The organism is Mesorhizobium sp. M0207 (assembly GCF_040321995.1).
Lineage (GTDB): Bacteria > Pseudomonadota > Alphaproteobacteria > Rhizobiales > Rhizobiaceae > Mesorhizobium.
Genome location: NZ_JAMYSQ010000010.1, coordinates 66,618 through 80,523, shown reverse-complemented (window position 1 = coordinate 80,523; position 13,906 = coordinate 66,618). Strand labels below are relative to the sequence as shown.

The 13,906-nt window shown below is 62.9% G+C and carries 15 protein-coding genes and 1 pseudogene; 12 read left to right on the top strand and 4 right to left on the bottom strand.

What is annotated here, in order from left to right; translation table 11 throughout:
• Window positions 1-36 precede the first annotated feature (36 nt).
• Complete coding sequence (locus NKJ15_RS15695; protein WP_352816110.1) at window positions 37-891, top strand: extensin-like domain-containing protein; 855 nt, start codon at window positions 37-39, stop codon at window positions 889-891.
• A 66-nt stretch (window positions 892-957) separates the two neighbouring features.
• Window positions 958-1,665 carry an LssY C-terminal domain-containing protein gene (locus NKJ15_RS15690; protein WP_352541056.1) on the top strand — a complete coding sequence of 236 codons (708 nt, stop codon included), beginning with the start codon at window positions 958-960 and terminating at the stop codon, window positions 1,663-1,665.
• A gap of 47 nt (window positions 1,666-1,712) precedes the next feature.
• On the opposite strand, the gene NKJ15_RS15685 is transcribed toward NKJ15_RS15690, so the two are convergent.
• Window positions 1,713-2,732, bottom strand: coding sequence for a zinc-dependent alcohol dehydrogenase family protein (locus NKJ15_RS15685; RefSeq protein ID WP_352816108.1), 1,020 nt, complete (start codon window positions 2,730-2,732; stop codon window positions 1,713-1,715).
• A gap of 127 nt (window positions 2,733-2,859) precedes the next feature.
• Between NKJ15_RS15685 and NKJ15_RS15680 the strand changes: the two genes are divergently transcribed.
• From NKJ15_RS15680 to NKJ15_RS15670, 3 genes are all read left to right on the top strand, one after another.
• Entirely contained in the window at window positions 2,860-3,801 is a 942-nt protein-coding gene (locus tag NKJ15_RS15680; RefSeq protein WP_352541054.1) for a LysR family transcriptional regulator, read from the top strand.
• A 59-nt stretch (window positions 3,802-3,860) separates the two neighbouring features.
• On the top strand, window positions 3,861-5,171 hold the full coding sequence (locus NKJ15_RS15675) for a hemolysin family protein (RefSeq protein ID WP_352775078.1): 1,311 nt from the start codon (window positions 3,861-3,863) through the stop codon (window positions 5,169-5,171).
• A 76-nt stretch (window positions 5,172-5,247) separates the two neighbouring features.
• Window positions 5,248-5,985 (top strand): class I SAM-dependent DNA methyltransferase, encoded by a 738-nt coding sequence (locus NKJ15_RS15670; RefSeq protein WP_352816105.1) that lies wholly within the window; start codon window positions 5,248-5,250, stop codon window positions 5,983-5,985.
• Window positions 5,986-6,103: 118 nt separating this feature from the next.
• Here the strand turns inward: NKJ15_RS15670 and NKJ15_RS15665 are convergent.
• A pseudogene (locus NKJ15_RS15665) lies at window positions 6,104-6,289 on the bottom strand (NAD(+)--rifampin ADP-ribosyltransferase); the annotation flags it as partial.
• 275 nt (window positions 6,290-6,564) lie between these two features.
• Here NKJ15_RS15665 and NKJ15_RS15660 point away from each other — a divergent pair.
• The gene (locus NKJ15_RS15660; RefSeq protein ID WP_352450453.1) at window positions 6,565-6,858 is read left to right on the top strand and encodes a hypothetical protein; all 294 of its coding nucleotides are present in this window, start codon (window positions 6,565-6,567) and stop codon (window positions 6,856-6,858) included.
• A gap of 52 nt (window positions 6,859-6,910) precedes the next feature.
• Here NKJ15_RS15660 and NKJ15_RS15655 read toward each other — a convergent pair whose 3' ends face one another.
• Entirely contained in the window at window positions 6,911-7,201 is a 291-nt protein-coding gene (locus NKJ15_RS15655) for a hypothetical protein (RefSeq protein ID WP_352816103.1), read from the bottom strand.
• Between NKJ15_RS15655 and NKJ15_RS15650 the strand changes: the two genes are divergently transcribed.
• From NKJ15_RS15650 to NKJ15_RS15635, 4 genes are all read left to right on the top strand, one after another.
• On the top strand, window positions 7,200-7,550 hold the full coding sequence (locus tag NKJ15_RS15650) for a hypothetical protein (RefSeq protein WP_352816101.1): 351 nt from the start codon (window positions 7,200-7,202) through the stop codon (window positions 7,548-7,550). The genes NKJ15_RS15655 and NKJ15_RS15650 overlap by 2 nt on opposite strands.
• Window positions 7,551-7,628: 78 nt before the next feature.
• Window positions 7,629-9,626, top strand: a complete 1,998-nt coding sequence (locus tag NKJ15_RS15645; protein ID WP_352816099.1) for an ABC transporter ATP-binding protein/permease — start codon at window positions 7,629-7,631, stop codon at window positions 9,624-9,626.
• 247 nt (window positions 9,627-9,873) lie between these two features.
• Window positions 9,874-10,347, top strand: coding sequence for a VOC family protein (locus NKJ15_RS15640; RefSeq protein WP_352450557.1), 474 nt, complete (start codon window positions 9,874-9,876; stop codon window positions 10,345-10,347).
• An 83-nt stretch (window positions 10,348-10,430) separates the two neighbouring features.
• The gene (locus NKJ15_RS15635; protein WP_352816097.1) at window positions 10,431-11,213 is read left to right on the top strand and encodes a class I SAM-dependent methyltransferase; all 783 of its coding nucleotides are present in this window, start codon (window positions 10,431-10,433) and stop codon (window positions 11,211-11,213) included.
• 39 nt (window positions 11,214-11,252) lie between these two features.
• On the opposite strand, the gene gcvA is transcribed toward NKJ15_RS15635, so the two are convergent.
• A complete protein-coding gene (gcvA, locus tag NKJ15_RS15630; protein ID WP_352450458.1) occupies window positions 11,253-12,146 on the bottom strand; it encodes a transcriptional regulator GcvA in 894 nt (297 codons plus the stop codon).
• Window positions 12,147-12,353: 207 nt separating this feature from the next.
• On the opposite strand from gcvA, the gene NKJ15_RS15625 reads away from it, so the two are divergent.
• Together NKJ15_RS15625 and NKJ15_RS32990 are read left to right on the top strand one after the other, a co-directional pair.
• A complete protein-coding gene (locus NKJ15_RS15625) occupies window positions 12,354-12,539 on the top strand; it encodes a DUF1127 domain-containing protein (protein ID WP_352816095.1) in 186 nt (61 codons plus the stop codon).
• 72 nt (window positions 12,540-12,611) lie between these two features.
• Window positions 12,612-13,856: an SDR family oxidoreductase gene (locus tag NKJ15_RS32990; RefSeq protein ID WP_502906912.1), complete on the top strand. Its 1,245-nt coding sequence runs from the start codon at window positions 12,612-12,614 to the stop codon at window positions 13,854-13,856.
• Window positions 13,857-13,906 lie beyond the last annotated feature (50 nt).

Sequence of the window (13,906 nt, the reverse complement as noted above, 5' to 3'; positions counted from 1 at the left end):
TAGAGTCTGTGCCATCTGGGGACAGGAACCCTTCCGATGGCCGGGCTATTTCGCGCTGCGCTTGCCGCTGCGCGGCACACAGAATGCGCGCGCATGGCCGGAAGGCTTGCCGCCCTGCTTGCCGTGGCGGCGGTCTCAGCCTGCAATACCGGCAGCGTGCTGTCGCTGCAGCCGGCCGTCGATGTCGGCAGCCAGACCGCTGCCGTCCCGCCCAATTCCGGCGCGCAATATTCCGGCGCACAAGATTCCGGGCCGCAATATTCGGGTATGCAGCGCCTCGTCCCGTCCAATCCCTTTATGACGGCCGCCTATCCGCGCCTGGACAACCCGATGTCGCCGGCCGAACAGATGCCGGCCACCGAGATCGATTGCCGCAAGGAACTGAAACGCCTCGGCGTCGTCTACACCGATGTTGCGCCGATCCATGAAGGCCAGTGCGGCATCGATTATCCTGTCAAGATGTCGGCCATCGGCAGCGTCGAGATGAAGCCGGCCGCGACGCTGACCTGCGACATGGCCGCCAGCTTTGCCGGCTGGACCAGGAACGAACTCGTGCCGTCGGCCCGCTGGCGCTATTTTTCAGGCGTCAAGACCATCCACCAGGGCTCGAGCTATTCCTGCCGCAGGATTGCCGGCGAAGGTGTTTTGTCGGAACACGGCAAGGGCAATGCGCTCGACGTGATGAGCATCGAGCTTAACAATGGCGACGACATCGACGTCCGCAAGCCCGGCCTGTTCGCCTTCCGCACGCGCGGCTTCCTCAACAATGTGCGCGCCGACGGCTGCCAGTATTTCACCACCGTGCTCGGCCCCGGCTATAACTACGACCACCGCAATCATTTCCATTTCGACATCAAGAACCGCAAGAACGGCTATCGCGCCTGCCGCTGATTGCAGCCCCTGCCCAAGACTTGCTGCGCCGGTTAAGATGGTGCGCAGACGCTTGGGTGGTGCCTCTTGAGCCAACGGAGCCTTCGACGACGTGCAACGACCTGGCTGGTGGCATGCTGTGCCGCCTATCTTTCGCTCGCCTATTTCGCCGCGCCTGAGTTCTGGACGTTACGGGACCGCAATTTTCGCAATCAGCAATTCGAGATGGTGACGCACACGCCGCAAGGCATTCCGGGCGATCCGATCAATGTCGGCCTTGTCGGCACCAAGAAGGAGGTTGTCCATGCTTTTGCCGTCGCCGGCTGGGATACGGCAGACGCCATCACGCTGAAGACCGCCATCGAGATCGGCGAAAGCGTGCTGTTCAACCGCCCCTATCCCGACGCGCCGGTCAGCCGGCTTTTGTTCGAAGGCCGCGCCCAGGACCTAGCCTTCGAAAAGCCGGTCGGCGACAGCGCCGACCGGCGCCACCACGTCCGCTTCTGGCAGACCCATGCGACCGGAGACGACGGCCGGCCGCTCTGGCTCGGCTCGGCAAGCTTCGACCGGGGCGTCGGCCTCAGCCATGACACCGGCGCGATCACCCATCATATCGGCCCCGACGTCGACGCCGAGCGCGACGGGCTGATGCACGACCTCTCCGCCGCCGGCATGCTGATCTCGACCAGCGAGATACCAGGCGTCGGCGCCACAAAGACCGGGCGCAACGGCGAAGGCGATCCCTATTTCACCGACGGCAGGGCCATCATCGGGGTCCTGCTGCAACTGCCGTAGGCGCGCAATCGGCCTTCCCGTCTGACAGCCATTTCGTCCCGACGGGCTCAGGGCACGGTGATCACGATCTTGCCGAACGGTCCTGTCTCCAGACGCTCAAATGCCTGCGGCACCTCGTCGAAGCCAAACACCTTGTCGATCACCGGCTTGATCGCGAGCGTCTCGATCGCCTGGTTCATTCGCTCGAAGGCGCGGCGGTGGCCGATCGATATGCCTTGTACGACGATCCGGTTGCGTATGAACGGCAGGACCGGAAAATTGAGTTCCATGCTGCCGAGAAGGCCGATCACCGAAAGCCGGCCGTCGGCGCCCAGCGCGTTGAGCGAGCGTCGCGCATTGTCGCCGCCGACCATTTCCAGCACGTGGCTGACGCCGGCGCCGTTTGTCAGCTCACGCGCGGCCTCGTCCCACGCCGGCCGGCTGCGATAGTTTATCCCTTGCCAGGCGCCGAGCGCCTTCGCCCGTTCGAGCTTCTCGTCGCTGCTCGAGGTGACGATGGCGCGCAGGCCGAAGGCGGCGGCAAATTGCAGCGCAAACAGCGACACGCCGCCGGTGCCCTGGATGAGAACGGTTTCGCCCGGGATCGGCTTGGCCGCCTCGACCAGCGCGAACCACGCCGTCAGCGCCGCAATCGGCAGCGTCGATGCCTCGACGTCGCTGAGCGACGGCGGCGCCGCCACGGCGGCATCCTCATGAAAAAGCACATGCTCGGACAGCATGCCGGGCAGTGACGAACCAAGCGTATGCTTGTGCAGCACCGGCGGGGCGTCGCCGTCCGGCCAGTCGGCGATCACCTGGCCGAGCACGCGCTGCCCAATGCCGAAGCGGCTGACTTCGCTGCCGATGGCGACTACTTCGCCTACCGCGTCCGATGTCGGCACGAACGGAAAGCTGAGGTCCGGTATCAGCACGCCATCGACGATCATCCTGTCCTTATAATTCAGCGATACCGCTGTGACGCGTACCAGAAGATCATGCGGCCCGGCTTGGGGCAGCTTTCCATCAGCCGGCTTCAACCTGGACAGGCCGAAACCGTTCATCTGCCAGGATCTGTTTTCGGTGCTCATTTGGTTCGCGCTCCGTGGTTGACGATTGCGCGAGACATTTACGCCGTTTCACTATGGAGAAAAGTGCTTCCATGTGGCATGTTCTGCAACAGATTAAGGAGCAAAACTCTACAATAGGGGCGCTTCATTGGAATCAGCCAATTTGCAAGGCATCGTCGCATTCGTTCACGCGGTGGAGGCCGGCAGCTTCACCGGCGCCGGCGCGCGGCTGCATGTCACCAAATCGGCGGTCGGCAAGTCGATCGCGCAGCTGGAACAGCGATTGGGCGTTCGCCTGCTCAACCGCACCACCCGTAGCCTCAGCCCGACCAGCGAGGGCCTGAGCTATTACGAAGCCTGCGTCAGGGCATTGGCCGAGATCGATGCCGCCCAGTCGCTGCTCGCTTCCCGCAAGCAGGTGCCTTCCGGCCGGCTTCGTGTCGACCTGCCTCTGGCCTTCGGCCGCCGGTGCGTCGCCCCAGTGCTGTTCGAGATTTCCAAAAGATATCCGGATCTGACGATGGAAATCTCCTTCAACGACCGGCGCGTCGACCTGATCGAGGAAGGCATCGACCTGACGGTGCGTATGGGCGACCTCGACGACAGCTTGTCGCTCGCCGCGCGCCGCATCTATGCCCAGCGTTCGGGCGTCTGCGCCGCCCCCGCCTATCTCGACGCCCATGGCAGGCCGCAATCGATCGAGGACCTGGCCAGGCACAGCCTCATCGGCTACGGCCGCGACGGCACGGTCCATCCCTGGACCGTCAGGCACGCCGACGGCCGTCTCGAAAAATTCGCGCCCAAGGCGCGGCTGGTGCTCGGTCACGGCGAACCGATGCTCGATGCGGTACTGGCCGGCTGCGGCATCGTCTATCTGCCGACATGGCTGACGGCCGACAGCATCAGGCGCGGCGAGCTCGAAATGGTTCTGTCGGACAGTCTTGTCGAAAACACCGTGGTGCATGCCATCTGGCCGGTAACACGCAATCTCGCGCCAAAGGTGCGCGTCGTCGTCGACGCCCTGATCGAGCATTTTGCCGCGCCGCCCTGGGATGTGGCAGGAGTGCCGCCTGATTGCCCGGCTCGCTAAATTTAAAAAGCGCGACCGTCCTATTTTCGAAAACAGCGCGGCAATGCTATGGACCCGGCATGCTTTATGCTGAAATTGCCATCGTGGTCGTCCTCATCTGCATTAACGGCCTTCTGTCGATGTCCGAGCTCGCCATCGTCTCGTCGCGGCCGGCGCGCCTCAAGACGATGATCGACCGCAACGTCAAGGGCGCCGGCCGGGCCCTGGCGCTCGGCGCCAATCCGGGAAAATTCCTGTCCTCGGTGCAGATCGGCATCACTTTGGTCGGCGTCTTGTCCGGTGCCTTTTCCGGCGCCACGCTCGGCGAGCGGCTGGCCACCTCCCTGGCGTCGGCCGGCATCCGCGAAAGCCTCGCCGATCCGCTCGGCGTCGGCATCGTCGTCGCCCTCATCACCTATGGCTCGCTGATCATCGGCGAACTGGTGCCCAAGCAGATCGCATTGCGCGACCCCGAACGGGTAGCCGTCAGGGTCGCCCCGGCAATGACCATCCTCGCCAGCGTCTCGGCGCCGCTGGTCTTCCTGCTCGATTTTTCCGGCCGCGCCCTCCTGTGGCTGCTTGGCCAGCGCGGTCAGAGCGAGGATAAGGTTACCGACGAGGAGATCAAGATGCTGGTCGCCGAAGCCGAGCACCACGGCACCATCGAATCCGACGAACGGCGGATGATCGCCGGCGTCATGCGGCTCGGCGACCGTGCCGTGCGCGCGGTGATGACGCCGCGCACCGAGGTCGACTGGATCAATCTGCAATCCGACGAGGCGGCCATCAGGAAGCTGCTGATGGACACCCAGCATTCGCGCCTGCCGGCCGGCGACGGCGGCGTCGACGCCATGATCGGCGTCGTCCAGACCCGCGACGTGCTGGCCGCAATGCTCGGCGGCCGCGCTCTCGACCCGCGCCGGCACGTGCGCGCCGCGCCAATCGTGCATGACCAGGCCGACGCGCTGGACGTGCTTGCGACGCTGAAAGAATCCGACGTGCCGATGGCGCTGGTGCATGACGAATACGGCCATTTCGAAGGCATCGTCACCCCGGCCGACATACTGGAAGCGATTACCGGCGTCTTCCGTTCCGATCTCGATGCCGGCGAAGAGGAAAACGCCGTCAAGCGCGAGGACGGCTCATGGCTGCTCGCCGGCTACATGCAGGCCGACGAGATGGCGGAGGTCCTCGGCATCGACCTGCCTGAGAACCGCGATTACGAAACCGTCGCCGGCTATGTGCTGTCGCATTTGCACCATCTGCCGGCGACCGGCGAATGCGTCGACGCGCAAGGCTGGCGCTTCGAGGTCGTCGACCTCGACGGCCGCCGCATCGACAAGCTCATCGCCACCCGCCTGCCCGGCGGCCACCGCGAGGTCGTGCGGTAAGGATCGACGCTACTTATGGGCTATATGCTCGCGGCGACACCGCTCGCACAGTCAAAGTTGATTGGGAATACCGCCTATGGTCGACCAGCTTTTCGCCGACCCATATCTCGCTGCCGTCTACGATGCCTGGCACCCGAGATCTGCGCGCGACGACTATGATTTCTACCTGCCCCCCATTCTAACAGCAGACGCGGTGCTTGATGTCGGATGTGGAACGGGCACCCTCCTTCACGAGGCACGCCTGGCTGGACATTCAGGGCGGCTCTGCGGCATCGACCCAGCACCCGGCGTGTTGGATCGCGCACGAACGCGCGCGGATATCGAAAGGGTTCTCGGCGATCTCCTATCGACCGGCTGGACAGCCGAGTTTGATCTCATTGTGATGACGGGGCATGCATTCCAGGCCCTTGTCAGTGACGAAGACCTGAGGGATTTCATGGCGGCTGTCCGACACGCCCTTGTGCCAGGCGGATGCTTCGCGTTCGAAACGCGGAACCCTTCGGTGCGGGCGTGGGAGCACTGGACACCCGAAAATGCGGTCGTCGTTGAGCTGCCTGACGGATCGCTGGTGCAGATCACAACAGAGGTGATCATGCCGTTCGACGGACAGACGGTGACATTCACCCACAGGTTCGGCGGAAAGCATCCGAGCCTTCCGCAAGTTAGTCGCAGCACCTTGCGATTCCTCGAGACGGACGCCTTATCGAGCCTGCTGGGGAACGCGGGGCTACGGATCGAACAGCAATTCGGCGACTTTGACGGCAGCCCACTTGGCCCTTCGAGCCCAGAGATCATCACGTTCGCGGCCAGATGAAAGGAGCATCCGCTCTCCAGCCCTGCAAGCAACGACAACTCGCGGCCCCATTGCGGACGTGGAACCGTATTTTGCGGCGGCTGCGACGCAGAAATGAGACTGCCGACCGTCAGCCAGGTCAAGCTTGGCAATCGCAGGACTCAGCGATCAATCGATTGCCTCGATGCCTTGTGCCCTCAGCCGTTCGAGATGGTCCTTCATCCAGAGTGCCGCTCAGATAGACCCAGGCCGCCTGCTTTCGCACGCCGTAATTGGCGCTGTGGCCGGCTTCGATCAGGTCTCCCGGTTTAAGGTCGGCCCGGGTGCCGGGGTAGAATTGGCGCGGCTGGTCGGGGCTGTCATCGGCTCGCTACTCATCCTCGTTGTCCCAGGCATCATGGTGTCGTGGCGCGCACTATTTCATGCACGCCATCGAATCAAGTTCATGCACGCCATCGAATCAAGCCTCCGGCCGCGCGGTTATCGGCCGTCCGCGCTCAGCGCTGCCGACACCCATTCCGGCCATACCGCCCGATGCGCGCTAGCGGTCGGCTGCCGGCGCGGTTATTATCGGCGCCTGCACCGTCGCTAAGGTGGAAAATGGATCTGCAAGCCTTCAGGGATTCGATTGCAAAACCACAGCCGCCAGCCGGCTTGAGCCCTGCCCTGCAGGCGCTGTGGTGGGATGCAAAGGGCGATTGGGCTAAGGCGCACGAATGCGCGCAGCAGCGCGACGATACGGCGGGCATGCACGTGCATGCCTATCTCCACCGCAAGGAAGGCGACCAGTCGAATGCGGAATATTGGTATCGCCGCAGCAACGCGGCGCCGTCGACCTTAACGCTTGACGAGGAATGGCAAGAGTTGGCACGTACACTTTTGCAGCAAAGCTGACGCTTGCTCAGTCATCGTAAAATAGCCGGTCCTGCATTCACTCTCCGGGGTTTCAGCTGGCGCCCTGTGGCTTGTCCCTGCCGTTCCATTGCGCATTGCGCGCCTGCGCCTCTTCGGCGATCAGCTTGAACTCCCGCATCTTCGCAGCTTCGATGGCGAATGCGCGGCTTGGCAGGACGCCAGGGTCCTCCTGACTGTTCTGAAACTGAAAACGGGCCTCCAGTTCGGCCCATATTCGCTCGGGTGCCGTATCCTTGCTGGCAAGCAGCGCAACGACCAGCGCCAGAGTCTCGCGCTGGGCGTTCAGCCGCCCTTCGATCTCTTCGTTCGGCAATTCGGACATGCGGGTCGCTTCCAGTTTCTGGCTCAACGGCAAAATCGCACCCTTGTTCCGGAACTCGGGGCTGGCGCGGTCCGGCTGGGCAGCAGATGCTCGCAATCGCAATCGAGATGACCTCTCCTCCTCGATCCTGTTGACTCGGCCGATGGCACTTCTCGCGCCGCTTGCGTCCAGCCTCTTCGAATGCAGCATGCGGACAAATCTTGAGAGCCTGAAGCGAATTGTCGAGATCGCAGCAGGTGATGCTTTGTTGCAGACTGACCCGCAGCCGACGCTCGGCGGTCTGCCCCGCAACGATCAAAGCCTGTCATCGAGAACGACCATAGGCTGCTGCGAGCACCGGAACAGCTGAGAAGCCTTGGCGTTGTTGGCATCTGGGATCTCGAGCGGACGCTATGAAACCTTCTGATTTTTAAGCCGTTATCGCCGGATGCCCGAGGCTAAATTTAAGCTGAAATCGGTTGACGGCGCCCAATCGCGCGATGCCGAGAAGTCGCGCCACGAGAAACAATCGACGGTCGAAGTCGCGTCAGAGGTCGTCGGCCAGCCCGCGCCGCCGCCGGATGTCACCGAACCCGATCCTGAGCTGACACCTGAAGAGGCCGAGCGGGCGCGCAAGAGATACCTGCTTAAGCGCTTCTGGATCAGCGCGCGCGGTTACTGGAGCGGCAGCGGCGACAGGGTCGCCTGGCCGTTGACGATCGGGCTGTTGGTCCTGATCGTCGCCAATGTCGGCTTCCAGTATGGGATCAATGTCTGGAATCGCGCAATTTTCGACGCCATTGAGCAACGCAATGCCCACACCGTATATTGGCTGAGCGCCGTATTCCTGCCACTCGTGATCGGAAGCGCCAGCCTTGTGGTGGCGCAAGTCTTTTTTCGCATGAGGATACAGCGCCGCTGGCGGTCCTGGCTCACCACCGCGGTCATCGCGCGCTGGCTCGCAAGCGGCCGCTACTATCAGCTGAACCTCGTCGGCGGCGATCATAGCAACCCCGAAGCCCGCATCGCCGAGGATTTGCGGATTGCCACCGAATCGCCCGTCGATTTCATCGCCGGTGTCATCGTCGCATTTCTGTCGGCCTCGACCTTCATCGTGGTGCTGTGGACGATCGGCGGCGCCCTGACCCTGACGATTGCAGGTTCGACCGTCACCATTCCCGGCTTCCTGGTCATCACCGCGGTGCTCTATTCCGCGATCACGTCCACTTCGATGGCGGTCATTGGCCGTCATTTCGTCCACCTCTCCGAGGAAAAAAATCAGGCGGAAGCCGAGTTCCGCTACACGCTGACGCGCGTGCGGGAAAACGGCGAGAGCATCGCATTGCTCGGCGGCGAGGAGGAGGAGCGCAGCGGCATGGACAAGACATTTGCCCATGTGCTCAGGCAATGGGCGCTCCTTGCAGGCCAGCACATGCGCACGGCGCTGGTGTCTCAGGGGTCGAGCCTGTTTGCGCCTGTCGTGCCGGTCTTGCTTTGCGCTCCAAAGTTCCTCGAAGGCAGCATGACACTTGGACAGGTCATGCAGGCTGCCTCGGCCTTTGCCATCGTGCAGGGCGCGTTCGGATGGCTGGTCGACAACTATCCCCGTCTCGCCGATTGGAACGCCTGTGCTCGGCGCATCGCCTCGCTGATGATGTCGCTCGACGGGCTCGAGCGGGCGGAACAGAGCAACACGCTGGGACGCATAAAGCGCGGCGAGACCGACGGCGATGCGATGCTCAGCCTGAACAATCTCTCCGTGTCGCTCGACGACGGCACCGCCGTGGTCAAGGAAACCGAGGTCGTGATCGAACCAGGCGAGCGGGTGCTCGTCGCCGGCGAATCCGGCTCGGGCAAGAGTACGCTGGTGCGGGCCGTCGCGGGTCTGTGGCCATGGGGTAGCGGCAGCGTCAACATCCGCGCCGACAGACGGTTGTTCATGTTGCCGCAACGGCCCTACATCCCGACCGGGACGCTTCGCCGCGCTGTCGCCTATCCAGGCGCCGCCGACAACTGGACGCTGGATAAGATCAAGGCTGCCCTCGACAAGGTGGGGCTCGACTACCTCAACGACCGGATCGAGGAGGACGCGCCATGGGACCAGACCTTGTCGGGTGGCGAAAAGCAGCGCCTCGCCTTTGCGCGTCTTCTGCTGCACCGCCCCGATATCATCGTGCTGGACGAGGCAACGTCGGCACTCGATGAGAAGAGCCAGGACAAGATGATGGAGATGATTATTCGCGAATTGCCGAAGGTCACCATCATAAGCGTAGCGCACCGCGCCGAGCTGGAGGCCTTCCACAGCCGCAAGATCACATTGGAGCGGCACAAGGGCGGCGCAAAACTTGTCAGCGATATCGAACTCGTCCCGCGCAAGGACAGACGGAACTTGCTCATGCGCCTTCTGAGGCAACGGCGCGCCAACGGAAAGCCAGCGCGACCTTGAGCAAAGCGGCGCTGCCCTACGCAAAGAGTGAGGCCGCCGGTCGGACCAGGCGGACCATCGCCGGTTCGAGTCACTGCCCGTATCTGGTCCTGAAAGCACCAGCCGTGGTACCTTGATTCCGGGCAGCTGCTGCTGTCGGAACGTCGATGGCACGAGCGCATTTCCATGTCCGGTGCAACGCCGATGCAACCCGGGTTGATTTCAAAAGCCCAGATTGATTTCGAAAGCAAAGGGACCAGCAATGACAATCGCAAAGAACACGATCTGCCTTTGGTACGACAAGGACGCCGAGGCTGCGGCCCGCTTCTATTCCGAGATTTTTCCCGACAGTTCGGTGAAATCCGTCCACCGCGCTCCCAGCGACTACCCGTCCGGCAAGGCAGGCGACGTGCTGACGGTCGAGTTCACGGTCGCCGGCATCCCCTGTCTCGGCCTCAATGGCGGGCCCGCGTTTAAGCACAACGAAGCCTTCTCCTTCCAGATCGCCACCGACGATCAGCAGGAGACCGACCGCTATTGGAACGCCATCGTCGGCAATGGCGGCCAGGAAAGTGCCTGCGGCTGGTGCAAGGACAAATGGGGCATCTCCTGGCAAATCACGCCGCGCGTGCTGACCGAAGCGATGGCCGCCGGCGGCGATGAAGCAAAGCGCGCATTCGAGGCGATGATGGAGATGAAGAAAATCGACGTTGCAGCGATCGAGGCGGCGCGGCGCGGCTGACAGTTTCGGGTGGCCCGACGCGAAAAGATCAGGGCAGAGCGGCCGGAAATGCTGCCGGCCCATCATCTCCAGGCAGGCGTGCGATGGTGCTGAACTGCGCTGCGTTTTACGACGCCGAACTGCGACGGCACAACGAGGTCTTCAGGGCTGCGGTCAAGGTGGGAACGCGCGATCGCGTGCTCGATATCGGATGCGGTTCGGGACAATCCTCTCGTGATGCTGCCCGTGTCGCGGTGGAAGGCAGCGTGCTCGGCGTGGACGTATCGGCGCAGATGCTCGAGATCGCCCGGAAGTGTAGCGCGAAAGAGGGATTGCGAAACGTCGCCTTTGAGCGCGGCGATGCGCAATTGCTGGTATTTCCGCGCGACGGTTTCGATCTGTGCATTAGTCGGTTTGGAGTGATGTTCTTTGCCGACCCCGCGGCGGCGTTCGCCAATATCGCCCGGGCGATGCGACCAGGGGCACGTCTTGTGTGGATGGTATGGCAATGCCAGGACCGTAACGAATGGGCAACTGCCATTCAGCGGGCAATTGCGCCGGGGACCGCCATATCGAGGGGCGCCGCCACCCCGTTTTCGCTTGGCGACCCCGCCATCACCGCGGAAATCTTGCGTGCATCCGGTTTTGTTTCGGTCGACTTTGCCGAAGTGCATGAGCCGGTCTTCTACGGCCAGGACGTCGATGCGGCCTATGACGCTTTGCTTGGCCTGCAACTGGTCAAGGATCCGCTCGCCCGCGCGGATGTGGATGTCGACGCGGCGCTGCGGCGGTTGCGCGATCTGCTCGACACGCATTTGACCGCGGACGGTGTGCTTTTCAACTCGCGTGCCTGGATCGTCACCGCATTTCGGGCGGGCCGATGGTGACTGCGCGATATAGACGATCCTGTTCTCTCGGCCTTCCCGTCAGTCCATTTGCGGCGTGACTTCTGAGAGCAGCCAATCCCGAAAAGCCTTGACTTTGCGCTGACGGATCGCCTCTGGCGGGTAGACGAAATAGAAGCTGGAGGGGGATTTCAGGGCGTGGCCGAAGGGGCGGACGAGTCGCCCGGCGGCAAGGTCGGCCGCAACGAGCATGGTCCGGCCGAGCACCACCCCCTCGCCTTGTGCGGCCGACTCCATGGCAAAGGTGGCAGAGTCAAAGGTAATCCCGCTCTGCGGGTCCACGCCCTCGACCCCGGCGCTAGCCAGCCAGGTCGCCCAGTCGATCGGAAAGCTGTCACGGATCAGCGTGTGGTGTTTGAGGTCCTGAGGCGTGCGGAGCGGATGTGCACCCTCAAGAAGCTTTGGGCTGCACACTGGAAACACCTCCTCGCCGGTGAGGAACTCTGACGTGAGCCCCGGATAGTTTCCGTTGCCATAACGGACGGCGACATCGATGCCGTCGCCGAGGAAGTTGGTCAGCTTCCCGCTTGTCGAAACCCGCACATCGACGTCGCCATGCGCACGGTGAAAGCGATAGAGGCGCGGCACCAGCCATCTCCCCGCGAAGCCATCGGAGGTGCTGACGTTCAATGTCGAGCTCGAATAGCGGGCTGTTGCTGCAGCGGTGGCGGTGGCCAACTGGGCGAGCGCCTCGCGCACCGCCCGCGCATAGGGCTCGCCAACGGCTGTCAGACTCACCGAACGCGTACCGCGCTCGAACAGCTGCACACCGAGCTGATCCTCAAGATTCTTGATCGCCCGGCTGATCGCACCGTGGGTGACATGAAGTTCCTCTGCCGCCTTGGAGAAACTCAACAGGCGCGCCGCGGCCTCGAAACTTGGCAAAGTGGTGAGGGGAGGCAGCTTCCGGGGCATGGATCGATACCTGTACGTGTGAGTGATGCTCACAGATTGTCGCCGATAAGTCGTTTGTCGTCCAGGCCAGAAGCCGGCATGTTTGCTCTCGTAATCAGTCATTCACCGCCGCTGCAAAAGGCGAGTTTGATGTGACTGATACTCTCGCTGACGAAAGTCGCGGGGCAACTGCTGAAACCAAAACTGCCGCCACTCTGGGAGAGCACCATGAACGCCAAACGAGTTGAAGCCATCGTCGACGTCCTGACCGGCATGGCCGGCCGCATTTTCGCCTCGAGCAGCCGGCGCCGGACCGGGCGGCAGATTGCACGCTTCTCCACCCGCCGGCTCGAAGACCTCGGGTTTGCCCGCGACTGGGACGGTTCGGTCTATCGGCCGTCGGACCACCGCTAGCCTGAACGAAAGCAACAGCGGACAGGCTCTTCGCCAAAGATCGCTGTCGCAAGGAATTAATGGAGAACGGACATGGCCACCATCCACCCATTCCTCTGGTTCAACACCGACGCGGAGCAAGCCCGCGATTTCTATCTCTCGGTCTTCAAGAACAGCAAAGCGCTCCAGACCATCGAATACACCGACTGGGTGTCCGGAACCAACAAGACGGTCCCGCATGCCACCTTCGATTTCGAGCTCGAAGGACTGCACCTTACTGCGCTCAATGCCGGGCCGCAGCCGCCCTTCAACGAGCGGCTCTCGCTTTACATCGAGACCAGGGACCAGGCCGAGACCGACTACTACTATGAGGCGCTCACCGCCGGCGGCGGCAAGGCACAACCCTGCGGCTGGCTCACCGACAGATACGGCGTCTACGGCAGGTCATCCCGGAAATCCTGCCGCGGCTCAGTGCCGATCCGGATCGCGAAAAGGCCAACCGCGTCCGGCAGGCGATGTACGGGATGCGCAAGATCATCATCGCCGACCTCGAAGCCGCCTATGCCGGCAAGGCCTGACCCTCACCGCAATCGCAACGAACGGAGAACCCTCATGACATCGCTCGTGGACAGGAAAGTCATCGTCGTCGGCGGTAGTTCCGGCATCGGTCTCGGCGTCGCGGAAGCTGCTCTCAACGGCGGAGCGAAGCTCGTGATCGTCGGACGCTCGCCCGAGAAACTGCTGGCTGCCGAACGGACGCTCAATGCGGGCCGCGTGACCAGCGTGGTCGCCGACATGACCGACGAAGCGGACGTCGCTCGCCTGTTCGACGAGGTCGGTCCCTTCGATCACCTCGTATCGACCGCCGGAACACTGCCGCCCGGCGATCCGATCGGCAGTACCGACATGGAGGCTGTGCGAGGCTTCGTCGATAACAAGCTGATTGGCGCTGTCATGCTCTCCAAGCATGCTGTGCGCACCCTGAAAGCCGGCGGCTCGATGACCTTCACCTCGGGAATAAATAAGGATCGGCCGCCGGTGCCGGGAGGCTCGGTCGTCTCCGCGATTGCCGGTTCATTCAGCTACTTCGCCCGCGCCCTGGCGCTCGAACTGGCCCCGACGCGCGTCAATGTCGTGTCGCCCGGATGGGTCGATACACCGATGTGGGACATTGTTGGAGAAGCCAAATCCAGCTTCTTTGCCGACATGGCTGCCCGGTTGCCATCGAGAAAAATTCCGACCGCTGCGGACGTCGCCGCCGCCTACCTCTACCTCATGGAAAGCGACTTCACGACCGGCGAGACGATCCGCATCGATGGCGGCCATAACCTGATCTAGCCGCCATTTGCACGCCGCCTGGATGGGCTGAGCCGGCATGACTGCTAGAC